The organism is Micromonospora sp. NPDC000663, assembly GCF_042898105.1.
Lineage (GTDB): Bacteria > Actinomycetota > Actinomycetes > Mycobacteriales > Micromonosporaceae > Micromonospora.
In genome coordinates, this window is the sequence record NZ_JBIAYR010000003.1 from 122,389 (window position 1) to 144,016 (window position 21,628).

Sequence of the window (21,628 nt, forward strand, 5' to 3'; positions counted from 1 at the left end):
GTCGTGGATGCGTAGTCCGCCGGCGGGGGCGGCCGGAAAGAGGTCGATCACGCCAACCACCCCGCCTGCACCGCCAGGAACGCCGCCATCACCAGCAGCGCACCGGCAAGGATCGAGGTGGCGTACGAGCGGACGAAGCCGGTCTGCATCCGCCGGAGCCGGCCCGATCCACCGCCGACCGCGGCGGCGAGCCCGTTGACCAGCCCGTCGATGCCCCGGTTGTCGAGGAAGACAAGTGCCCGGGTGAGGAAGATGCCCGGCTTCTCGAAGACCGCTTCGTTCACCGCGTCGGTGTAGAGGTTGCGCCGGGCGGCGGTGACCAGCACACCTGCCGGCTGCGGCGCGGTGGCCGTACCGGCCCGGAACAGGAACCAGGCCAGCCCGGCGCCGAGCACGGTGACCAGCAGCGACAGCGTGGTGATCACGGCGTGCGAGAGAACCGCCTCGTGCTCGGCGTGCTCGCCGCCGAGCCCGGCGGTCGCCGTCAGCCAGTCCGGAACGGACGTGGAGAGCAGGAAACCGGCGCCCACCGAGCCGACCGCCAGCAGGATCAGCGGGATGGTCATCAGCTTCGGCGACTCGTGCGGGTGCTCGATGTCTTCGGTCCACCGCTTCGGGCCGTGGAAGGTGAGCACGAACAGCCGGGTCATGTAGAACGCGGTGAGCCCGGCCCCGAGCAGCGCCGCGCCGCCGAAGAGCCAGGCGGTCCAGTCGTCCCGCTCGAAGGCGGCCACGATGATCGGCTCCTTGGAGAAGAAGCCGGAGAACGGGAACATGCCGATGATGGCCAGCCAGCCCATCATGAAGGTCAACCAGGTGATCTTCATGTACTTCGACAGCCCACCGAACCGGCGGATGTCCACCTGGTCCTTCATCCCGTGCATGACCGAGCCGGCGCCCAGGAACATGTTGGCCTTGAAGAAGCCGTGCGCCAGCAGGTGGACGATGGCCAGCGCGTACGCCCCACCGCCCAGACCGACGCCGAGGAACATGTAGCCGATCTGGCTCACCGTCGACCAGGCGAGCACCCGCTTGATGTCGTCCTTGGCCGCACCGATGATGCAGCCCATCAGCAGGGTGAGCGCGCCGACGCTTACCACCACGAGCTGGAGGGTCGAGTTCGCGGAGAAGATCGGGTTGGAGCGGGCGATCAGGTAGACGCCCGCCGTCACCATGGTCGCGGCGTGGATGAGCGCCGACACCGGGGTCGGGCCCTCCATGGCGTCCGGCAGCCATGCCTGGAGCGGGAACTGGCCGGACTTGCCTGCCGCGCCGAGCAGCAGCAGCAGACCGAGCACCAGCACCGTGGTGGCGGTCAGCCCGCCGACGCCGGTGAACACCTCGTCGTACTGGGTGGTGCCCAGCGTGGCGAACATGATGAAGATGCCGACGGCCAGACCGGCGTCGCCGACCCGGTTCATCAGGAACGCCTTCTTACCGGCGGTGGCCGCGCTCGGCCGTCCGTACCAGAAGGAGATCAGCAGGTACGACGCCAGACCGACGCCCTCCCAGCCGAAGTACAGCATCACGTAGTTGTTGCCGAGCACCAGCAGCAGCATGGCCGCGACGAACAGGTTGAAGTACGCGAAGAACCGGCGGCGGCCACTGTCGTGCGCCATGTACTCCACCGCGTACAGGTGGATCAGGAAACCCACCCCGGTGATCAGCAGCACGAAGACCGCGGCGAGCGGGTCGAACAACAGGCCGAAGTCGACGCGGAGGTCACCGACCGCGATGAAGTCCCAGAGGCTCAGCTCGACCGACTTGTTCTCCAGGCCACGCAGCTGGAAGAAGAAGGCCAGGCCGAGCACGAAAGCGGCACCGATGGCGGCGACGCCCAACCAGTGCCCCCAGCGGTCGGCCCGACGGCCGAGCAGCAGCAGGATGGCCGCGCTGACCAGCGGGATCGCCACCAGCAGCCATACGCTGCCGAGCAAGCCCGTGGCACCGGCGTACTGCACAGTCTCTTCCACTTGCTTGCCCCTTAGTACTTGAGCAGGTTGGCGTCGTCGACGCTGGCGGAGCGTCGAGTACGGAAGATCGACATGATGATCGCGAGCCCGACCACGACCTCGGCCGCGGCCACCACCATCACGAAGAACGCCATGATCTGACCATTCAGGTCACCGTTGATCCGACTGAAGGTGACAAGGGTCAGGTTGGCCGCGTTGAGCATCAGCTCCACGCACATGAAGAGCACGATCGCGTTGCGCCGGACGAGCACCCCGGCGGCGCCGATGGTGAACAGCACCGCGGCCAACACCAGGTAGTAGTCAGGTGTCATGACTGGGCTCGCCTTTCGTTCGCGACTGCGGGGCTCCGCTTCGCTGCACTCCTCGCGCTCACTGGTCCGTCCCCTTCAGGGTGGTCTCCTGCGCGGTCAGCTCCCGCACCGGCAGGATGTCCGGCGTGCTCCGGTCGGTGAGCCGCCCGTCCGGCAGCCGCGCCGGGGTGGCCACCGAGGAGGAGGTCGCGAAGACGCCGGGGCCCGGCTTGGGGCCGGGGTAGTTGCCCGGCGCGAAGCGGGCCTTCATGGTCGACGGCTGATCGATCTTGTCCTGCTTGCGCCGCTCGATGTGCGCGAGCACCATGGCGCCGACCGCCGCGGTGATGAGCAGCGCCGAGGTCAGCTCGAACGCGAAGACGTACTTGGTGAAGAGCAGCCGGGCGATGCCCTGCACGTTGCCCTCCGCGTTGGCCTGCTCCAGGCCGACCGCGGTGGTGCCCTCCAGCGCCCGGTAGAGCGCCCCGCCGACCAGGCCGGCGAAGCCCAGGCCGAGCACGATCGCGGCGACCCGCTGGCCGCGCAGCGTCTCGATCAGCGAGTCCGTGGAGTCCCGGCCGACAAGCATCAGCACGAACAGGAAGAGCATCATGATCGCGCCGGTGTAGACGATGATCTGCACCATGCCGATGAACGGCCCGGCCTGGAGCACGTAGAACACGCCCAGGCAGAGCATGGTGAGCACCAGCCAGAGCGCCGAGTGCACGGCGTTGCGGGCGGCCACCATCCCGATCGCGCCGATCAGGGCGAGCGGCGCGAGGATCCAGAAGGTGACCTCCTCGCCGCCGGACACCCCGCCCGCCGCGGCCAGCACCGTAGACGTGGTCATGCTCCCTCTCCCTTGCCGGCCGCCGCGCGCTGGGCGGCCTGCTCGGCACCCGGGAACGTCACACCGGGGTGCTCCTCGACCTGGTAGCGGCCGGGGCCCATCGGGGACGTCTCGGCACCGGCGGAGGTGCCCGGGTTGTCGAGCGCGCCGACGTAGTAGTCCTTCTCGCTGTCGCCCAGGCGCATCGGGTGCGGCGGCTGCTCCATGCCCTCGAGAAGCGGCGCGAGCAGCTGCTCCTTCGTGAAGATCAGGTCCTGCCGGTTGTCCCGGGCCAGCTCGTACTCGTTGCTCATGGTGAGCGAACGGGTCGGGCAGGCCTCGATGCAGAGCCCACAGAAGATGCACCGCGCGTAGTTGATCTGGTAGGTGCTGGCGTACCGCTCACCAGGCGAGAAGCGCTGCTCGTCGGTGTTGTCGCCGCCCTCGACGTAGATGGCGTCCGCCGGGCAGGCCCAGGCGCACAGCTCGCAGCCGATGCACTTCTCCAGCCCGTCCGGGTGCCGGTTGAGGATGTGCCGCCCGTGGTAGCGCGGCGCCGACACCGGCGGCTTGAACGGGTAGTCGGTCGTGACGACCTTCCTGAACATGTGCGAGAAGGTGACACCGAATCCCTTGAACGTTCCGGTGATCGCGCCCACGTCACACCTCCCTGGAGTCCGAGCCGGCGACGATGTTTGCCGGCTCCCGCTCGGCGACCACGCGCGTGATACGCGGGCTCGGTGGTACCTGTAGATCCATCGGTGGCAGCGGGAAGCTCCCGTACGGCCGGTTGTCGACCTGTTCCTGCGTGGTCGGCTTCGGCTGCGGCCGGCGGTTGGGCCAGAGCAGCGTGGCGATCAGCAGCACGCCGGCCGGGATGCCGACCGCGATGAGCTTGCTGCGCGAGTCCCAGTCCTCGATGGAGCGCAGGCCCGACAGGACCAGGATCCACACCAGGTTGATCGGCAGCAGCACCTTCCAGCCGAAGCGCATGAACTGGTCGTAGCGCAGCCGGGGCAGCGTGCCGCGCAGCCACACGAACACGAAGACCAGCGCGATCACCTTGCCGAAGAACCACAGCATCGGCCACCAACCGGAGTTGGCGCCCTCCCACAGGGTGATCGGCCACGGTGCCCGCCAACCGCCGAGGAACAGCGTGGTGGTGACCGCGGACATGGTCACCATCGCGACGTACTCGCTGAGCATGAAGAGTGCGAACTTCAGCGAGCTGTACTCGGTCATGAAGCCGGCGACCAGCTCGGACTCGGCCTCCGGCAGGTCGAAGGGCGCCCGGTTGGTCTCACCCACCGTGGCGATGAAGAAGATGATGAAGCTGGGCAGCAGCAGGATCGCGTACCAGCCAGGCGCCGGGATCTCGGTGCCGAAGACGCTCAGCTGGGTGGCGTCGCCCTGAGCGGCGACGATCCCGCTGGTGCTCATCGTGCCGGCGGTCATGAAGACCGCCACGATGCTCAGCCCCATCGCGACCTCGTACGAGATCATCTGGGCGCTGGACCGCAGACCGCCCAGCAGCGGGTACGTCGAGCCGGAGGCCCAGCCGCCCAGCACGATGCCGTAGACGCCCATCGAGGAGCAGGCCAGCAGCAGCAGCACCGCCACCGGCACGTCAGTGACCTGCAACGGCGTGTGGTGACCGGCGATACTCACCATCGGGCCGAACGGCACCACCGACAGCGCGGTGACCGCGCAGATCACCGAGATGGTCGGCGCGAAGAAGTAGACGACCTTGTCGGCCGCCTTCGGCAGGATGTCCTCCTTGAAGGCCATCTTCAGGCCGTCGGCGAGGGTCTGCAGCAGGCCGAACGGGCCGACCTGGTTGGGGCCGGGCCGCACCTGCATGTAGCCCACCACGCGCCGCTCGAACCAGACACCGAGCAGGGTGGCCAGCAGACCGAACGCGAACGCGAAGACGATCTTGCCGAGGATCAGCCACCACGGATCCCTGCCGAAGTCGGCAAGCGTCGGGTCCTGGGCCAGGATTGACGGACTCACTGGGCACCCCCGGTGTTGAGGAGCGGACCCGGCAGACCGGTCTCGTCGGCCGCCACCCGCCCGGCCGGTACGGCCGCGCTCGGTGCGGGGACGGAGATCCGGACGACCGCGCCGGACGTCGCCCCGAGGCTGCGTCGCACGGTCGAACCGGGAGAGTTGGTCGGCAACCAGACCACGCCGTCCGGCATCTCGGTGAGCTCGGCCGGCAGGGTGAGCGCGCCCCGGTCGGTACCGACGGTGACCGCGTCGCCGTCGGCCACGCCGAGCGCCTCGGCGGTGCCCTTGCCCAGCCGGACGACCGGCGGGCGGGCGGTGCCGGCGAGGTGCTCGTCGCCGTCGGTCAAGCTGCCCAGGTCGACAAGCTGGTGCCAGGTGGCCAGTACGGCCTCCCCGGCGCCCGGGTGCGGCACCGCGCCCGGCGACACCGACGGGGGAGCCGGCCGGGACGTACGGCTGGCCGGCAGCGAGCCCAGCTCCCGACGCACAATCGGCACGTCTGCGGTGCCGAGCCGCACGTCGAGCAGCGCGGCCAGCGCGTCGAGCACCCGACCGTCGGTCATCGCGGCGGTGTTCAGCACCGCCTCGAACGGACGCAGCCGGCCCTCCCAGTCCAGGAAGCTGCCGGCCTTCTCGACCACCGGCGCGACCGGCAGCACCACGTTCGCCCGCCGGGTCACCGCGCTGGCGCGCAGCTCCAGGCTGACCAGGAACGGCACCGCGTCCAGGGCGGCCTCGGCGAGCCGAGGGTCCGCCAGGTCGGCCGGGTCGACACCGCCCACCACCAGGGCGCCGAGCTGGCCGTTGGCCGCGGCCGCCAGGATCTGGTCGGTGTCCCGGCCGGCCTGGCTCGGGATCACCCCGGCCGGGATGTCCCACGCCTCGCCCAGCTCGGCCCGCGCGGCCGGCTCGGTGACCAGCCGGCCACCGGGCAGCAGGTTCGGCAGGCAGCCCGCGTCGACCGCGCCACGGTCACCCGCGCGTCGCGGCACCCAGGCCAACTTCGCGCCGGTACGCCGGGCCACGTTCGCCGCGGCGGAGAGCCCACCGGGGACGCTCGCCAGCCGCTCGCCGACGATCAGGATCGCGCCCGGGGCGCTGAGCGCCTCGGCGACCGTGGCGTGCTCGGCGAGCACGCTGGCCTCCTCGCCGGGCACCACCCGGGCCAGCTTGGCGCCGAGCTTCTCCAGGCCGCGGGTCGCGAACGGCGCGATCGCGTACACCGTCAGGGTCTTCTTCAGGTACGCCTTGCGCAGTCGCAGGAAGAGGATGGGGCACTCCTCCTCCGGCTCCAGGCCGACGAGCACCACCGCCGGCGCGTTCTCCACGTCGGAGTAGGTCACGTCGGTGACGCCGGCGACCGAGCTGGCCAGGAAGTCGGCCTCCTCGCGGGAGACCGGTCGGGCCCGGAAGTCGATGTCGTTGGTGTTCAGTGCCACCCGGGCGAACTTCGCGTACGCGTAGGCGTCCTCGACGGTCAGCCGGCCGCCGGTGAGCACCGCCGCGCCCTGCCCGCCCTCGCGGGCCGCGTGCAGCCCCTCGGCGGCCACGGTGAGCGCCTCACTCCAGGACGCCTCCCGCAGCTCACCGGTGCGCTCGTCGCGGACCAGCGGGTTGGTCAGCCGGTCGGTGGCGCGGGTGTACTGGAAGCCCCAGCGGCCCTTGTCGCAGTTCCACTCCTCGTTGACCTCCGGCTCGTCGCCGGCCAGCCGGCGCAGCACCTTGCCGCGCCGCCAGTCGGTGCGCTGCCCGCAGCCTGCGGAGCAGTGCTCGCAGACGCTCGGGCTGGACACCAGGTCGAACGGGCGGGCCCGGAAGCGGTACTGGGCGCCGGTCAGCGCACCCACCGGGCAGATCTGCACGGTGTTGCCGGAGAAGTAGGAGTTGAACGGGACGTCCCCGGCGTCGCCCTCCTCGCCGTACGCGTCGTCCCGGTAGATGTTGATCTCCTCGGCGGACGACCGGCCCATCAGGTCGATGAACTTGTCGCCGGCGATCTCCTCGGAGAACCGGGTGCACCGCTGGCAGAGCACGCAACGCTCGCGGTCCAGCAGCACCTGGCTGCTGATCGCCATCGGCTTCTCGTACTCCCGCTTGTGCTCGTGGAAGCGCGAGTCGGTGCGGCCGGTGGACATCGCCTGGTTCTGCAGCGGGCACTCGCCGCCCTTGTCGCACATCGGGCAGTCCAGCGGGTGGTTGAGCAGCAGCAGCTCCATCACCCCCTCCTGCGCCTTCTTGGCGACCGGGGAGGTGAGCTGCGTACGCACGACCATGCCGTCGGCGACGGTCTGGGTGCAGGAGGCGACAGGCTTGCGCTGCCCCTCCACCTCGACCAGGCACTGGCGGCACGCGCCGGCCGGGGCCAGCAGCGGGTGGTCGCAGAACCGGGGGATCTCGGTGCCCATCTGCTCGGCGACCCGGATCAGCAGGGTCCCCTTGGGCGCGGTGACCTCGACGCCGTCGATGGTGAGGGTGACGGTCTCGGTCTGCTTGGCTACGTCGGTCATCAGTGCGCCCCTACCAGGGTCTTCTCCGACAGCTTGGGTGCGGTCCGACCCTCGATGTAGTCGAGGTAGTCCTGCTTGAAGTACTTCAGCGACGAGGTCACCGAGCTGGTCGCGCCGTCACCGAGGCCGCAGAACGAACGACCGAGGATGTTGTCGCAGGTGTCCAGAAGGGTGTCCAGGTCCTCGTGGGTGCCCTGACCGGCGAGGATCCGCCGGTAGACCCGGACCATCCAGTAGTTGCCCTCGCGGCACGGGGTGCACTTGCCGCACGACTCGTGGTGGTAGAACTCCAGCCACCGGTACGTCGCGTAGACCGGGCAGTCCTGGTCGGAGAAGATCTGGGTGGCCGTGGTGCCCAGGATCGAGCCGGCCGCCGCCACCCCCTCGAAGTCCAGTGGCACGTCGAGGTGCTCGGCGGCGAGCAGCGGCGTCGACGATCCACCGGGCGTCCAGAACCGCAGGTTGTGACCGGGCTGCATCCCGCCGGCCAGCTCCAGCAGCTCGCGCAGCGTGACACCCATCGAGCACTCGTACTGGCCGGGGTTCGCGACCCGGCCGGACAGCGAGTAGATCATCGGCCCGGAGGACTTCTCGGTGCCCATGCTCTTCCACCAGTCGGCGCCACCGAGCACGATCGGCGGCACGCTGGCGATGGTGCCGACGTTGTTCACCACCGTCGGGCTGGCGTACAGGCCGTGGGTGGCCGGGAACGGCGGGCGCAGCCGGGGCTGACCCCGGAACCCTTCGAGCGAGTCCAGCAGCGCCGTCTCCTCGCCGCAGATGTACGCCCCGGCGCCGGAGTGCACCACCAGCTCCAGGTCGTAGCCGCTGCGCAGGATGTTGCGGCCGAGGTAGCCCTTGTCGTACGCCTCCTGGACCGCGTTGCGCAGTCGGCGCGCGGCGTGCACCGCCTCGCCCCGGATGTAGATGTAGGCGCGGCTGGCCCGGATCGCGTACGAGGCGATGATGACGCCCTCGACGAGCGCGTGCGGGTCGTGGGTCATCAGCGGCAGGTCCTTGCACGTGCCCGGCTCGCCCTCGTCGGCGTTGACCACCAGGTAGTGCGGCTTGCCGTCGCCCTGCGGGATGAAGCCCCACTTGAGCCCGGTGGGGAAGCCCGCGCCGCCACGGCCGCGCAGCCCGGAGTCCTTGATCAGCTGGATCAGGTCGTCCGGGTGGGCCTTGAGCGCCTTGCGCAGCGCGGCGTAGCCGTCGAGCTGCTCGTAGGTGCCGATCCGCCAGGCGTCCGGCGACAGCCAGCGCTTGGTCAGCACCGGCGTCAGCTTGGCCAACGTCTCCGGTCGGGGAGTGGTCACTTCTGGGCCCCCGTTTCGTTCGCGCCGGCGGAGTTCGTGCCATCGGTGCCCGCCGACGCTTCGTTGAGGTTGCGCTCCTGCGCGCCGGTGGAGTCACCGGCGGGCTTCCCGTCGCCGGCCGGCGCGTTGGCCGCCGCGCCGGCGGCCTCCGCCTCCCGCGCGTCGCGCGAGGCCGGCGGCGAGGTCTCCGTCGGAACCTTGGTGCCTGGTGCGTCCGGAACTGCGGTGTCCGCGTCCGGTTGCCGGGTCTCGGCGGTACGCACCTGCGGCGACTTGTCGTCAGGCGCCTTCACGTCCGGAGCGGTGCTGCCCGTCACGGACTCCGGCTTCGCCGGCTCGGCGACGCCTGCCGCGCCCGTCGGGGCGGACGCTCCGTCGCCGCCCTTGACCGGAGCCGCGCTGGCCTCGGCGGGCGCCGGCTTGGCGGCCTCCGCCTTCGCCTTCGCCTCGGCGGCGGCCTTGTCGGCCTCGGCCTTGCTGCGGATCGGGGTGTTCGGGTCGAAGCCCGGCACCGAGACGCCGTGCTGCTGGGCCAGCCGCAGTCCGCGCAGGGTGGGCTCGCCCGGCCCGCCGTCGGCGACCGCGCCGTCGCGCTCGTCGGCGAAACCGGCGAGCTGCACCGCCATCTCCTTGAGCGTGCAGAGCCGCGCGCCACGGGTCGGCATCGGCCGACCGCCCGTACGCAGCTCGTCGACCACTCCGACAGCCGTCGACGGGTCGACCCCGTCGAAGAAGTCGTAGTTGACGGTCATCACCGGGCCGTAGTCGCACGCCGCCAGGCACTCGGCGTGCTCAAGCGTGATCGTGCCGTCGGCGGTGGTCTCGTCGTGCCCGACGCCCAGGTGCTCGGAGAGCGTGTCGTAAACCTCCTGGCCACCGAGCACGTTGCACATCGTGTTGGTGCAGACGCTTACCAGGAAGTCACCTGTCGGCTTGCGCTTGTACATGGTGTAGAAGGTGGCCACGGCGCCCACCTGGGCCTTGTTCAGCCCGAGCACCTCGGCGCAGAACGCCACGCCGGCCGGGGAGACGTACCCCTCCTCGGCCTGGACTAGGTGCAGCAGCGGCAGCAGCGCCGAGCGGGACCGGTCCGCCGGGTAACGGGCGATGATCTCGCGCGCCCGCTCCCGCGTCTCGTCGGTGAAAGTCGTCATCGGTCACAACCACCCATCACGGGGTCCAGCGAGGCGCCACCGGCGATCACGTCGGCGATCAGGCCGCCCTCGGCCATCGCCGGGAGGGCCTGGAGATTGACGAAGCTCGGCTCCCGGTAGTGCACCCGGTACGGTCGCGTGCCACCGTCGGAGACCGCGTGCACGCCCAACTCGCCGCGCGGCGACTCGATGCCGACGTACACCTGGCCGGGCGGGACCCGGAAGCCCTCGGTGACGAGCTTGAAGTGGTGGATCAGCGACTCCATCGACTGACCCATGATCTTCGCGACGTGCTCCAGCGAGTTGCCCATGCCGTCCACGCCGATGGCCAGCTGCGCCGGCCAGGCGATCTTGCGGTCGGCGACCATCACCGGGCCCGGCTTCAACCGGTCCAGTGCCTGCTCGACAAGCTTCATCGACTCGCGGATCTCGGCGAGGCGCACCTGGTAGCGGCCCCACACGTCACCGTCGGGGTGGGTCGGCACGTCGAACTCGTACGTCTCGTAGCCGCAGTACGGCATCGTCTTGCGCAGGTCCCAGGCGAGGCCGGCGGAGCGCAGCACCGGGCCGGTGACGCCGAGCGCCACGCAGCCGGTCACGTCGAGAACCGCCACGTTCTTCGTACGCTCCAGCCAAATCGGCTGGCCGGAGAGCAGATCCTCGTACTCCTTGAGCTTCTTCGGCATCATCTTGAGGAACTCGCGGATCTTGACGATCGCCTCGTCCGGCACGTCCTGCGCGACACCGCCCGGCCGGACGTACGCGTGGTTCATCCGCAGGCCGGTGATGGTCTCGAAGATGTCGAGGATGTACTCCCGCTCCCGGAAGCCGTACAGCATGATCGAGATCGCGCCCAGCTCCATGCCGGTGGTGGCCAGCCAGACCAGGTGCGACGAGATCCGGTTGAGCTCCATCATCAGCACGCGGATGGTGGTGGCCCGCTCGGTGATGTCGTCGGTGATCCCGAGCAGCTTCTCGACCGCGAGGGCGTACGCCGTCTCGTTGAAGATCGGCGCGAGGTAGTCCATCCGGGTCACGAACGTCGAACCCTGCACCCAGTTGCGGTACTCGAGGTTCTTCTCGATGCCTGTGTGCAGGTAGCCGACGACGGAACGGGCCTCGCGGACCGTCTCGCCCTCCAGCTCCAGGATCAGCCGCAGCACGCCGTGCGTGGACGGGTGCTGCGGACCCATGTTGACGACGATGCGCTCGTCGTTGATCGGGTCGGTGCCCGAGACGATCGTGTCCCAGTCACCGCCGGTGACTGTGAAGACGCGCCCCTCGGTGGTCTCGCGCTCGGTCGCGTAGTTCGACGTGGTCACAGTGCCCGTCCTCCGTTCGCGACTGCGGGGCTCGCAAGCTCACTCCTCGCGCTCACTGGTAGGACCTCCTACGGTCCGGCGGTGGGATTTCCGCGCCCTTGTACTCGACGGGGACGCCGCCGAGCGGGTAGTCCTTGCGCTGCGGGTGGCCCTCCCAGTCGTCCGGCATGAGGATCCGGGTCAGGTTGGGGTGGCCGTCGAAGACGATGCCGAACATGTCGTACGCCTCCCGCTCCTGCCAGTCCGCGGTCGGGTAGACCGCCGTCACGCTGGGCAGGTGCGGGGCTTCGACGGAGACCGCAGCCTCCAGTCGCACCCGACGCCGGTAGGTCATCGAGGTGAGCTGGTAGATCACGTGCAGGCGACGCTCGTCGGCGCCGAGGTAGTCCACCCCGGACACGGAGGAGCACAGCTCGAAGCGCAGCGCCATGTCGTCGCGCATCACCTGGCAGACCTCGGCGATCCGCTCGGGGCGTACGTGCAGGGTCAGCTCACCCCGGTCGACGACCACCTTCTCGATCGCGTCGCCGAAGGCCGGGTACGCCTCCTCCAGCGCGTCGCGCACCTCGTCGAAGTAGCCGCCGTACGGGCGGGCGGCCTCCTCGATGGGCTGGCGCTGGCGGACCAGGCCGCCGTAGCCGGACACGTCGCCGGAGCCCTGGTTGCCGAACATCCCCCGGCCGGCCGGGCTGGACGGCGGGTACTCGGCCGGGGCGGTGCCACTGGCGCCGGCCGGCACCACCGGCAGGGGCACCCCGCCGTCGTTGTTCCTGTCGTTGGGTGCGGTCACCGGGCCTGCCCTCCGTTCGCGACTGCGGGGCTCCGCTTCGCTGCACTCCTCGCGCTCACCTGGGTCCCCCGTGCGGGTGGAGGTGGTTCTGGGCGTTCATCCAGTTTTCGATCCGCAACTGCTCCTCGCGCCCCTCACGGACCGCCTTGGTCCACTCGGCACGCCGGGCCTTGTCGTTGCGGTACGAGGACGGCATGGAGCCGTAGGGGACGACCGGGACGTCGCCGCGCTCCTGCCGGGCCGCAAGCATCTTGCGGCCGTTCGGGCCGAGCGGCTCGTACATGATCTTCTCGCGGAGCTTGAGGATCGCGTCGATGAGCATCTCGGGGCGGGGCGGGCAGCCGGGCAGGTACATGTCGACAGGCACCACGTGGTCGACGCCCTGCACGATCGCGTAGTTGTTGAACATGCCGCCGCTGCTGGCGCAGACGCCCATCGAGAGCACCCAGCGGGGCTCGGCCATCTGGTCGTAGATCTGCCGCAGCACCGGGGCCATCTTCTGACTCACCCGGCCGGCGACGATCATCAGGTCGGCCTGCCGGGGCGAGGCCCGGAAGACCTCCATGCCCCAGCGACCCATGTCGTAGTGCGGACCACCGGCGGCCATCATCTCGATGGCGCAGCAGGCCAGGCCGAAGGTGGCGCCCCACACGGACGACTTCCGGGACCAGTTGACCAGCTTCTCCACCGAGGTGAGCAGGACGCCGGCGGGAAGCTTCTCCTCGATGCCCATCTGACGTTCCTTCCTCAGTCCCAGTCCAGGCCGCCGCGACGCCACACGTAGGCGTACGCGACGAAGACCGCGACGATGAACAGGACCATCTCCACGAAGCCGAAGATCGGCAGGGCGTCGAACGAGACCGCCCAGGGGTAGAGGAAGATGATCTCGATGTCGAAGACGATGAAGAGCATCGCCGTCAGGTAGAACTTGATCGGGAACCGCCCACCGCCGACCGGCTGGGGGCTGGGCTCGATGCCGCACTCGTAAGCCTCGAGTTTGGCCTTGTTGTAACGACGTGGACCGGCGAAGCGGGCGGCGCCAACGGAGAACAGCGAGAACGCCGCGGCGAGGGCGAACAGCCCGATGATCGGTGCGTAAGGCGAGAGCGACATCGTTTTCTCCTGCTCGTCCTTCCCTGCCCTCGGTGCTTGACGAAAATCACACTATTCACGTCCCTCGCGGTGGCTGCCGGCGGGGGTCGATCTTTGTCGGTATCGGTGCTGTGACCAGCACCGATACCGTCCTACTTACACAGCTGGCGCGGCCTTCGTCATCGCGTTGATGACCCGGTCCATCGCATCCCCGCCACGCGGGTCGGTCAGATTGGCCAACAGCTTGAGTACGAAACGCATCAGCGTCGGGTGGGGCATGCCGTGTTTGGTGGCGATCCGCATGATCTCCGGACGGCCGATCAGCTTCACGAAAATGCCGCCGAGTCGGTAGTAGCCGCCGAGGCGGGCCTTCAGCTCGTTCGGGTACGCCATCAGCGCCCGCTCGCGCTCCGGCCCGGCCGGCCGCGCGAGGGCCTGCACCGCGACCTCCGCCGCCAGTTCGCCGGACTCCATCGCGTACGCGATGCCCTCGCCGTTGAACGGGTTGACCATGCCGCCGGAGTCGCCGACCAGCATGACGCCGCGGGTGTAGTGCGGCACCCGGTTGAAGCCCATCGGCAGAGCGGCGCCGAGGATCGGGCCGTCGGCGTTGGTCTCGTCGGTCATCCCCCAGTCGGCGGGGGTGTTGGCGAGCCAGTCGGTGAGCAGCCGGCGGTAGTTGGTCTTGCCGAACGCGGAGGACGAGTTGAGCACGCCGAGGCCGACGTTCACCCGTCCGTCACCGAGCCCGAAGATCCAGCCGTACCCGGGCAGCAGGTTGTCGCCGCTGTCCTTGCTGCGCAGCTCCAGCCACGACTCCAGGTAGTTGTCGTCGTGCTTGACCGGTGAGCGGTAGTAGCGGCGGACGGCCACGCCGATCGGTCGGTCCTCCCGCTTGGCCAGCCCCAGCGCGAGCGGGAACCGACCGGAGACCCCGTCGGCCGCCACGACGAGCGGCGCGTGGAAGGTCGTCGGCTCCTTGCCGGGACCCACCTCCGCCTCGACGCCCGTCACCCGGCCGTCGCCGTCGAGCACGGGGCCCAGCACGTTGACGTTTGTACGCAGCTTGGCGCCGGCGGCCACCGCCCGCTGGGCGAGCAGGTCGTCGAAGTCCAGTCGGGTGCGCACCAGCCCGTAGTTGGGGAAGCTCGCCAGCTCCGGCCAGTCCAGTTCCAGGCGTACGCCGCCGCCGATGACCCGCAGGCCCTTGTTGTGCAGCCAGCCGGCCTCGGGTGAGGTGTCCACACCCATCCGGACGAGCTGGCGCACGGCGCGCGGGGTCAACCCGTCGCCGCAGACCTTCTCCCGGGGGAACTCGGTCTTCTCCAACAGCAGCACCCGTACGCCATGCCGGGCCAGGTGGTACGCCGTCGCCGATCCACCGGGACCGGCGCCCACGACGATGACGTCGGCGTCCTGTTCCACCGCGGTCATTCGCGCCTCCTCCCGCACGCTCGTGAAATGCTTCACAAGCCAGACGGGACGAGTGTATGACCGGCGTCATACCAGCGCAGGATCAGGGGTACCTAACTCGCCGATGTGACAGTCGAGGACCGTCCACAGCAGTCGAGTGTCAGGCCGGGCTGGGTGCCTCCAGGCCCGCGTCGACGCGGATCGCCTCCGGCAGGTGCTCGCGCAGCGCGCCTCCGGCCGCCCGGTCCAGCGCGGCCAGCACCTCGGCGACCACCTGCCGGACCTCCGCCGGGTCGGCGCCGGCCAGCGCGCGGAGCTGCGCGATGAGTTCGGCAGCGTCGTCGTCGGTGGCGGCCACCGGGTCCGCCCGGTCTGCTCCGGTCATGCGGACGAGCGTACGGGGCAAAGTGGACTAAAGCCCGACATTCACGAATTGTCCATCCCGAGTGGCGTATCTACTCGCGGATGCCCCGGTGCAGGGCCACCACACCGCCTGTCAGGTTGCGCCACGCCACCCGACCCCAGCCGGCCGCGGCGACCCGCCCGGCGAGGGCCGCCTGGTCCGGCCAGGCCCGGATCGACTCGGCCAGGTACACGTACGCCTCCGGGTTGCTGGAGACCGTGCGGGCCACCGCGGGCAGGGACCGCATCAGGTACGACAGGTACACCGTCCGGAAGGCCGGGTTGACCGGGGTGCTGAACTCGCACACCACAAGCCGCCCACCGGGCCGGGTGACCCGAGCCAGCTCGCGCAGGGCCGCGTCGGTGTCGTTGACGTTGCGCAGCGCGAACGAGATGGTCACCGCGTCGAAGCTGGCGTCCGCGAACGGCAGCCGGAGCGCGTCACCGGCCAGCAACGGCACCTGCGGTCGGGCCCGCTTGCCCGCGTACAGCATGCCCAGCGACAGGTCCGCACCCACCGCGTACGCCCCGGACTGCGCCAGCTCCAGCGTCGAGACGCCGGTGCCCGCGCCCACGTCCAGCACCCGCTCGCCCGGTCGCAACCCGAGCGCCGCGCGGGTGGACCGACGCCAGGAGCGGTCCTGGCCCAGCGAGATCACCGTGTTGGTCAGGTCGTAACGCTCCGCCACGCCGTCGAACATCGCGGCGACCTCGTGCGGCTGCTTGTCCAGGTTGGCTCGCTGGCCCTGCGGGGTACGGCTCACCCCTCTACTCTGCCAGCCACGCCCCGGCGGTCGACCGCTGGGTCCGCGTACCGCCGGGTGCGGGACCGGCGCGGCCCGGCCGGGGACGCGAAAGGGCGGGGTGGTCGCCCACCCCGCCCCCGCGTCGCTGCTACGTCAGTCGGTCGACTTCTCGTCACCCGGGGTGACCAGGACGACCTTGCGGCGACGGGAGAGCACCAGCAGCGCCCCACCCACGAGCAGGATCAGACCGCCGATGCCGCCGATCAGGCTGGCCTGCACACCGGTCACCGGCAGTCCTCCGCCCGCACCGCCGCCGGCGCCCGGCGAGGTGGTCGCTCCCGGCGTCGGCGTGCCGGTCGGCGTCACGGTCGGCGTGGGCGTCGGGGTCGGCTGCGCGCGGAGGTCGACGAACGCCTCGAAGGTGGTGTGGTTGTCCAGCACGTCGACCTCGGTGAAGGTCTTGCGCTGCGCGGAGGTGGCCGCCTTCGGCTCCTGCTCCGGCTTGCCCTCGGCGGCGTCCAACCCGTACCCGAAGAGATCACCCTCGTGCAGGATCGGCTCGGTCACGCCGTCGCCGACGGTCACCTGGACGTCGGCGGTGTAGTACTGCCCGGGCTTGACGACCGCGCCGGCGTCCTCGCAGAACAGCTGCTGCTTGCCCAGGTAGACCTGCTCGAGGCAGCCCTGTGGCTTCTTCGCGAAGGTGACGCCCACCGGCAGGGTAAGGCCGAAGAAGATGCCTGTGGCCTTGCGGCTGCCGTCGTTGTAGACGGCCCAGCCCAGCGGCACCGTCGCCCCACGGGGGACCGGCTTGAGATCGGGCTCGTCGATGACGGCGCCGTTGACCACGACGTTGGCCTGCACATCCTGCGCCCAGGCGGTCAGGTCGTAACCAGGTTTCGCGACGGTGATCGGCACCTCGACGGTGTCATCCACGATGTCTTTCTGCGGCGTCACTGTGGCGACCTCGACGACCAGCACCCCACCGTCACCGCGGCCGCCCGTGCTGAAGAGCGGGATGCCGAAGTCCTCGCTGGTGCCGGCCGGCAGATCGCCGAGGGTGCAGCTGTAGATCTCGGTGGTGTTGAGCACGCAGTCGGCGGGAGGGACCAGACCGACCCGCTTGCGCTTCAACTGACGGGTGTCCACCCGGACCGTGACGTTCTTGGCATCCACGGAGCCGGAGTTGGTGACTGTGAACTTGAACGGCTTCGCGCGCGCCGCGCCGACACCCTTGGCAAGGGTCGTACTGATCGGTTGCAGGCTGATCTCGGCCGTGTCGGCGGCGTGCGCCGGGGCGGCGACGGTGGCCAGGCCACCGGCCGCCAGCAGGGCCACGACGCTGGCACGAGCCAGCGCCGAGCGGTGGAACGCGGTCATCAGTCCCCCGGGGGATAGGGAAATCAGTGGTTGCGGAACCGGGGGGACGTTATCGGAGGTCGATGTCCCACGCCAGCGGCGCGCACCACTTTGAGCCGTCCGGTCCGGACCCGGAGACGGTACGGGCGGGATGGTGACCCATCCCGCCCGTACCGCCGTGCGTTATGTGGACGACCCTCACGGGCCGATGGAGGACAGCCCTGACCAGGACCATCAGACCATCCGCCAGCAGCAGGGTCGCGCCGATTTCGTCGATCCACGGTGGCGACGGATACGAGCCGGGACGCTAGCCGCCGACGATCATCTCCACCAGCCCCGGACGGGACAGCCGGACGTTGCGACGGCCGGGACCACCCGTACCGGCCACCGTGGTCGGGCGGGAGCACGAGCCCCGGTCAGCCGAACGGGCGGGTCAGTTGACCTCGACGAGGGGCAGCGACCGGCCCGCCCCGCCGCCCGGCAGGGCGATCGAGGAGAAGTGCGAGACCACCCGCTCGTCGGTCGGGTCGTCGGCAGGCGTGTGGTGCACGGCGAGCCGGTTGTAGAGCGTGTCCCGCTGCGCGGGGATCCGGTCCGCCGAGCGGATCATGCCGATCAGCTCGTGCAGGTTGGAGCGGTGCCGCGCGCCCGCCGAGGAGATCACGTTCTCCTCCAGCATGATCGAGCCGAGGTCGTCCACGCCCATGTGCAGGGAGAGCTGCCCGACGTCCTTGCCTGTGGTCAGCCAGGACGCCTGGAGGTGCGGGACGGTCTCGAAGAACAGGCGGGCCACCGCGACGAGGCGCAGGTACTCGAGCGTGGTCGCCTGGGTGCGGCCCTTGAGGTGGTTGTTCTCCGGCTGGTACGTCCACGGGATGAACGACCGGAAACCCCGGGTGCGGTCCTGCACGTCACGGATCATGCGCAGGTGCTCGATCCGCTCGGCGTGCGTCTCACCGGTGCCCATCATCATCGTGGCGGTCGACTCGATGCCCTGCCGGTGGGCCAGCTCCATGACCTCCAGCCAGCGCTCGCCCGACTCCTTGAGCGGCGCGATGGCCTTGCGCGGACGCTCCGGCAGCATCTCCGCGCCGGCACCCGCGATCGAATCCAGACCGGCGGTCTTGATGCGCGCGATGGCCTCGTCCAGGCTCACCCCGGACACCTTGGCCATGTGCAGGATCTCGCTCGGGCCGATCGAGTGGATGGCCAGCTGCGGGTACGCCTGCTTGACCGAGGAGAACAGCTCCTCGTAGTACTCGACGCCGTAGTCCGGGTGGTGCCCGCCCTGGAGCATCACCTGGGTCGCGCCCAGCTCGACCGCCTCACCGCACCGCCGCAGGATCTCCTCGGTCGGGTGGGTCCACCCTTCCTTGTGCTTGGGCGCGCGGTAGAACGCGCAGAACTTGCACGCCGTCACGCAGACGTTCGTGTAGTTGATGTTGCGATCGATCAGGTAGGTGACGACGTTGTCCGGGTAGCGCCGCCGGCGCACCGCGTCCGCCGCCTCGCCCAACGCGTGGAAGGGCGCCTCGGTGTAGAGCAGCAGCGCCTCCTCGGGCGTGATCCGCCCGCCGTCCGCGCCGCGCTGCAGGATGTCGTCGATCTCCCGGCTCACCGTCACACCCCGAGCGTACGTCGCCGCACGCGACTCGACCGCCTGGCCCCGGCAGGGTGCGGCACGTCCCACAGCCGCGACCGTCAGCTCTCGCGCACCTCGACGTGTACGCCGTAGGTGTCCCGCAGCTCCGTCGCGAACTCCGACCCCGCCCATGCCGGCAGGTACGCCTCCCACCACGACCGTTCGGAGCGCCCCGGCATCGGCTGTTCGGAGAGCACCGCCCGGAACCGTTCGTCCGCCGCCTCGATCCGCTCCCGGACCCAGCCCATCTGCGGGAAGCCGAACAACCGTTCGTCGGTCAGCAGCCTCTCGATGGAGTCCCGGATGCTGAGGTCGAACCAGTACTCGTCGAGGTTGTCGTGGTAGCCCTCCTCACAGAACCCGACGAACTGCTCCCATCCCTCCACGTACCCGGTCGGACGCCGCCCGCCGGTGACCTCGGCGAACCGCTCGACGAACTCCCGGTCGTCAGGCGTCGTCATGCGTCGTAGTCGACAGTCAGCTTGTCGGTGGTCGGGCTGGACTGGCAGGTCAGGACGTAGCCGGCGGCCAACTCGTCGGGCTCCAGGGCGTAGTTGCGGGCCATCGTGACCGACCCGTCCACGACCTTCGCCTTGCAGGTCGAGCAGACACCGCCCTTGCAGGCGTACGGCAACTCGCCGCGCACCTTCAACGCGGCATCCAGCACGCGCTCCGCGCGGCCCATCGTGAAGCTCGACGACCTGCCGTCCAGGACGATCGTCACCTCGGTGCCGGCACCCGGCTGGTCGACGGGCCGGCGCACCGGCTCCGGCGGGGTGTCGACGTGGAACAGTTCGGTGCGTACCGCCGACTCGGGCAGCCCGCGCGCGGTCAGCACGTCCCGGACGTCGACCACCATGCCGTACGGGCCGCAGAGGAACCATTCCTCGATGACGTCGCCCGGCACGATCGTGTCCAGCAGACGCTCCAGCCGCTCGGCGTCGATCCGGCCGGAGAGCAACGGCGACTCGCCCTGCTCCCGGGACAGCACGTGCACCAGGTGCAGCCTGGTGGGATAGCGGTCCTTCAGGTCGGCCAGTTCCTCGGCGAACATCACTGTGTTCGCCGTGCGGTTGCCGTACACCACTGTGAACGTGCTGGCCGGCTCGACGGCCAGGGCGGTCGCGACCAGCCCGAGCACCGGCGTGATGCCGGAGCCGGCGACGACCGCGCCGTAGTGCCGCACCCGGTCCGGCGCGAACGCCGTGGTGAAGGTGCCCAGCGGCGGCAGCACCTCGACCGTGTCGCCGCCGCGCAGCGCGCCGCAGGCGAACGCCGAGAAGGCGCCGCCGGGGACCTCCCGCACCCCGATCCGCAACCGGCCGTGCCGGGTCAGGTCGTCGGGGGTGGAACAGATGGAGTACGACCGGCGCACGTCCTCGCCGTCGTCGGTGACCCGCCGCACGGTGAGGTGCTGGCCGGCGCGGAAAGCGAAGGTCTCCCGCAGATCCTCGGGTACGGCGAAGGTCACCGCCACGGAGTCGTCGGTGAGCCTGTCGACTGCGGCGACGGACAGCGGGTGGAAGACCGGCCGGCGGCGGACCGGGCGGGTGATGGTGACAGTCACAGCGCCTTCAGGTGGTCGAAGGGTTCGGAGCAGGAACGGCAACGCCACAGCGCCTTGCAGGCGGTCGAGCCGAACCTGCTGACCTGCTCGGTCTCCGGTGAGCCGCACTGCGGGCACCGGACCGCGAGGGTCAACGACACGACGCCGGGGGCGCGTACCGGCTCCGGCGGGGCGATCCCGGCGGCGGCGAGCTTGGCGCGCCCACCCTCGGAGATCCAGTCGGTGCTCCACGGTGGGCTGTAGACGGTCCGGATCTCCGCGTCGGCGTGGCCGGCGGCGGCGAGCGCCCGCCTGATGTCGGCCCGGATCACGTCCATCGCCGGGCAGCCCGTGTAGGTCGGGGTGATGGTGACGGTGACCCGGCCACTCGCCGGATCCTCCTCGACCGCCCGCAGGATGCCCAGCTCGTCGATGGTGATCACCCGGATCTCCGGGTCCACCACCGACGCGGCCGCGTCCCTGGGGTTCACCACGTCGCCCCGGGATGGGCGCGGTGCAGCACCTGCATCTCGGCGAGCAGGTAGGACAGGTGCTCGGTGTGCACACCGGCCCGGCCGCCGGCCGGCGCCCAGGCGCTCTCCGGCCGGGTCAGCGTCGCCTCGGTCAGCACCGGGCCGACCGTCTCGTCGAACGCCTGCCGCAGGGTGGCCGGGTCGACAGGCGCCGCCGGGTCCGCGGTGAACAGCTCATGGGTGTACGGCCACATCTCGTCGACTGCCGACTGCATGCGACTGTGCGACTCCTCGGTGCCGTCACCGAGCCGCTTCACCCACAGCGCGCTGTGGTCGAGGTGGTACGCCGACTCCTTGCGTGCCTTCGCGCCGATCGCGGCCAGCCGCTCGTCGCCGCAACCAGCAAGCGCCGTGTAGAGCGGAAGCTGGTACGCGGCCAGGAAGAACAGCTTCGCCGTCGTCACCGCGAAGTCGCCGTTGGGCAGCTCGACCAGGAGCACGTTGCGGAACTCGCGGTCGTCGCGCAGGTACGCCAGCGCGTCCTCGTCCCGGCCCGCGCCCTCCAGCTCACCGGCGTACGACAGCAGCAGGCGCGCAGCCCCGAGCTGGTCGAGGGCGATGTTGGCGAGCGCGATGTCCTCTTCCATCTCCGGCGCGCGGGCGGTCCACTCGGCCAGCCGCTGCGCGGCGACCAACGCGTCGTCACCGAGGCCGAGAGCGAAGTCGAAGGGCCCGTTCACGACGCCACCTCGCCGCGCTCGGCG

At 70.2% G+C, this 21,628-nt stretch carries 21 protein-coding genes; all 21 read right to left on the reverse strand.

Translation table 11 applies throughout. From position 1 onward, the window contains the following. Positions 1 to 47 precede the first annotated feature (47 nt). The 21 genes from nuoL to paaC all read right to left on the reverse strand — a co-directional run bounded on the left by nuoL (position 48) and on the right by paaC (position 21,604). Positions 48 to 1,973: an NADH-quinone oxidoreductase subunit L gene (gene nuoL, locus ACFY1S_RS12770; RefSeq protein WP_387116348.1), complete on the reverse strand. Its 1,926-nt coding sequence runs from the start codon at positions 1,971 to 1,973 to the stop codon at positions 48 to 50. Positions 1,974 to 1,984: 11 nt separating this feature from the next. Then, on the reverse strand, positions 1,985 to 2,284 hold the full coding sequence (nuoK, locus tag ACFY1S_RS12775; RefSeq protein WP_030486270.1) for an NADH-quinone oxidoreductase subunit NuoK: 300 nt from the start codon (positions 2,282 to 2,284) through the stop codon (positions 1,985 to 1,987). 58 nt (positions 2,285 to 2,342) lie between these two features. Next, the gene (locus ACFY1S_RS12780) at positions 2,343 to 3,113 is read right to left on the reverse strand and encodes an NADH-quinone oxidoreductase subunit J (protein ID WP_364369210.1); all 771 of its coding nucleotides are present in this window, start codon (positions 3,111 to 3,113) and stop codon (positions 2,343 to 2,345) included. Beyond that, complete coding sequence (nuoI, locus tag ACFY1S_RS12785) at positions 3,110 to 3,751, reverse strand: NADH-quinone oxidoreductase subunit NuoI (protein WP_007454597.1); 642 nt, start codon at positions 3,749 to 3,751, stop codon at positions 3,110 to 3,112. The genes ACFY1S_RS12780 and nuoI overlap by 4 nt, the downstream gene beginning before the upstream one ends. A 1-nt stretch (position 3,752) precedes the next feature. Beyond that, positions 3,753 to 5,105 carry an NADH-quinone oxidoreductase subunit NuoH gene (nuoH, locus tag ACFY1S_RS12790; RefSeq protein ID WP_387116354.1) on the reverse strand — a complete coding sequence of 451 codons (1,353 nt, stop codon included), beginning with the start codon at positions 5,103 to 5,105 and terminating at the stop codon, positions 3,753 to 3,755. Further along, entirely contained in the window at positions 5,102 to 7,609 is a 2,508-nt protein-coding gene (locus ACFY1S_RS12795) for an NADH-quinone oxidoreductase subunit G (protein ID WP_387116357.1), read from the reverse strand. Before ACFY1S_RS12795 ends, nuoH begins: the two co-directional genes overlap by 4 nt. Further along, positions 7,609 to 8,925 (reverse strand): NADH-quinone oxidoreductase subunit NuoF, encoded by a 1,317-nt coding sequence (gene nuoF, locus ACFY1S_RS12800; protein WP_139585189.1) that lies wholly within the window; start codon positions 8,923 to 8,925, stop codon positions 7,609 to 7,611. The genes ACFY1S_RS12795 and nuoF overlap by 1 nt, the downstream gene beginning before the upstream one ends. Then, positions 8,922 to 10,079, reverse strand: a complete 1,158-nt coding sequence (nuoE, locus tag ACFY1S_RS12805; RefSeq protein WP_387116360.1) for an NADH-quinone oxidoreductase subunit NuoE — start codon at positions 10,077 to 10,079, stop codon at positions 8,922 to 8,924. The genes nuoF and nuoE overlap by 4 nt, the downstream gene beginning before the upstream one ends. Further along, on the reverse strand, positions 10,076 to 11,401 hold the full coding sequence (locus ACFY1S_RS12810) for an NADH-quinone oxidoreductase subunit D (protein ID WP_139585187.1): 1,326 nt from the start codon (positions 11,399 to 11,401) through the stop codon (positions 10,076 to 10,078). The genes nuoE and ACFY1S_RS12810 overlap by 4 nt, the downstream gene beginning before the upstream one ends. Positions 11,402 to 11,453: 52 nt before the next feature. Continuing rightward, positions 11,454 to 12,191: an NADH-quinone oxidoreductase subunit C gene (locus tag ACFY1S_RS12815; RefSeq protein WP_387116363.1), complete on the reverse strand. Its 738-nt coding sequence runs from the start codon at positions 12,189 to 12,191 to the stop codon at positions 11,454 to 11,456. Between the two features lie 55 nt (positions 12,192 to 12,246). Continuing rightward, positions 12,247 to 12,924: an NADH-quinone oxidoreductase subunit B family protein gene (locus ACFY1S_RS12820; protein ID WP_364369227.1), complete on the reverse strand. Its 678-nt coding sequence runs from the start codon at positions 12,922 to 12,924 to the stop codon at positions 12,247 to 12,249. A gap of 14 nt (positions 12,925 to 12,938) precedes the next feature. Then, positions 12,939 to 13,304, reverse strand: coding sequence for an NADH-quinone oxidoreductase subunit A (locus ACFY1S_RS12825; RefSeq protein ID WP_007454588.1), 366 nt, complete (start codon positions 13,302 to 13,304; stop codon positions 12,939 to 12,941). 135 nt (positions 13,305 to 13,439) lie between these two features. Next, on the reverse strand, positions 13,440 to 14,717 hold the full coding sequence (locus tag ACFY1S_RS12830; RefSeq protein WP_387116367.1) for a geranylgeranyl reductase family protein: 1,278 nt from the start codon (positions 14,715 to 14,717) through the stop codon (positions 13,440 to 13,442). A gap of 139 nt (positions 14,718 to 14,856) precedes the next feature. Next, the gene (locus tag ACFY1S_RS12835) at positions 14,857 to 15,081 is read right to left on the reverse strand and encodes a hypothetical protein (RefSeq protein ID WP_387116370.1); all 225 of its coding nucleotides are present in this window, start codon (positions 15,079 to 15,081) and stop codon (positions 14,857 to 14,859) included. Positions 15,082 to 15,151: 70 nt separating this feature from the next. Next, the gene (locus ACFY1S_RS12840; RefSeq protein ID WP_387116373.1) at positions 15,152 to 15,862 is read right to left on the reverse strand and encodes a demethylmenaquinone methyltransferase; all 711 of its coding nucleotides are present in this window, start codon (positions 15,860 to 15,862) and stop codon (positions 15,152 to 15,154) included. Between the two features lie 135 nt (positions 15,863 to 15,997). Continuing rightward, a complete protein-coding gene (locus tag ACFY1S_RS12845; RefSeq protein WP_387116376.1) occupies positions 15,998 to 17,224 on the reverse strand; it encodes an LPXTG cell wall anchor domain-containing protein in 1,227 nt (408 codons plus the stop codon). Between the two features lie 412 nt (positions 17,225 to 17,636). Then, positions 17,637 to 18,827 carry a cyclic dehypoxanthinyl futalosine synthase gene (gene mqnC / locus ACFY1S_RS12850; RefSeq protein ID WP_387116379.1) on the reverse strand — a complete coding sequence of 397 codons (1,191 nt, stop codon included), beginning with the start codon at positions 18,825 to 18,827 and terminating at the stop codon, positions 17,637 to 17,639. A 77-nt stretch (positions 18,828 to 18,904) separates the two neighbouring features. Further along, the gene (locus ACFY1S_RS12855; protein WP_387116382.1) at positions 18,905 to 19,306 is read right to left on the reverse strand and encodes a hypothetical protein; all 402 of its coding nucleotides are present in this window, start codon (positions 19,304 to 19,306) and stop codon (positions 18,905 to 18,907) included. Beyond that, on the reverse strand, positions 19,303 to 20,412 hold the full coding sequence (paaE, locus tag ACFY1S_RS12860) for a 1,2-phenylacetyl-CoA epoxidase subunit PaaE (protein ID WP_387116385.1): 1,110 nt from the start codon (positions 20,410 to 20,412) through the stop codon (positions 19,303 to 19,305). The genes ACFY1S_RS12855 and paaE overlap by 4 nt, the downstream gene beginning before the upstream one ends. After that, positions 20,409 to 20,885 (reverse strand): 1,2-phenylacetyl-CoA epoxidase subunit PaaD, encoded by a 477-nt coding sequence (paaD, locus tag ACFY1S_RS12865; RefSeq protein WP_387116388.1) that lies wholly within the window; start codon positions 20,883 to 20,885, stop codon positions 20,409 to 20,411. The genes paaE and paaD overlap by 4 nt, the downstream gene beginning before the upstream one ends. After that, complete coding sequence (gene paaC, locus ACFY1S_RS12870) at positions 20,879 to 21,604, reverse strand: 1,2-phenylacetyl-CoA epoxidase subunit PaaC (RefSeq protein ID WP_387116391.1); 726 nt, start codon at positions 21,602 to 21,604, stop codon at positions 20,879 to 20,881. The genes paaD and paaC overlap by 7 nt, the downstream gene beginning before the upstream one ends. Positions 21,605 to 21,628 lie beyond the last annotated feature (24 nt).

Coding starts and splice junctions, on each gene's coding strand:
- nuoK (WP_030486270.1), bottom strand. CDS start 2,284: ATGACACCTGACTACTACCTGGTGTTGGCCGCGGTGCTGTTCACCATC.
- ACFY1S_RS12780 (WP_364369210.1), bottom strand. CDS start 3,113: ATGACCACGTCTACGGTGCTGGCCGCGGCGGGCGGGGTGTCCGGCGGC.
- ACFY1S_RS12795 (WP_387116357.1), bottom strand. CDS start 7,609: ATGACCGACGTAGCCAAGCAGACCGAGACCGTCACCCTCACCATCGAC.
- nuoE (WP_387116360.1), bottom strand. CDS start 10,079: ATGACGACTTTCACCGACGAGACGCGGGAGCGGGCGCGCGAGATCATC.
- ACFY1S_RS12820 (WP_364369227.1), bottom strand. CDS start 12,924: ATGGGCATCGAGGAGAAGCTTCCCGCCGGCGTCCTGCTCACCTCGGTG.
- ACFY1S_RS12825 (WP_007454588.1), bottom strand. CDS start 13,304: ATGTCGCTCTCGCCTTACGCACCGATCATCGGGCTGTTCGCCCTCGCC.
- ACFY1S_RS12830 (WP_387116367.1), bottom strand. CDS start 14,717: ATGACCGCGGTGGAACAGGACGCCGACGTCATCGTCGTGGGCGCCGGT.
- ACFY1S_RS12835 (WP_387116370.1), bottom strand. CDS start 15,081: ATGACCGGAGCAGACCGGGCGGACCCGGTGGCCGCCACCGACGACGAC.
- ACFY1S_RS12845 (WP_387116376.1), bottom strand. CDS start 17,224: ATGACCGCGTTCCACCGCTCGGCGCTGGCTCGTGCCAGCGTCGTGGCC.
- ACFY1S_RS12855 (WP_387116382.1), bottom strand. CDS start 19,306: ATGACGACGCCTGACGACCGGGAGTTCGTCGAGCGGTTCGCCGAGGTC.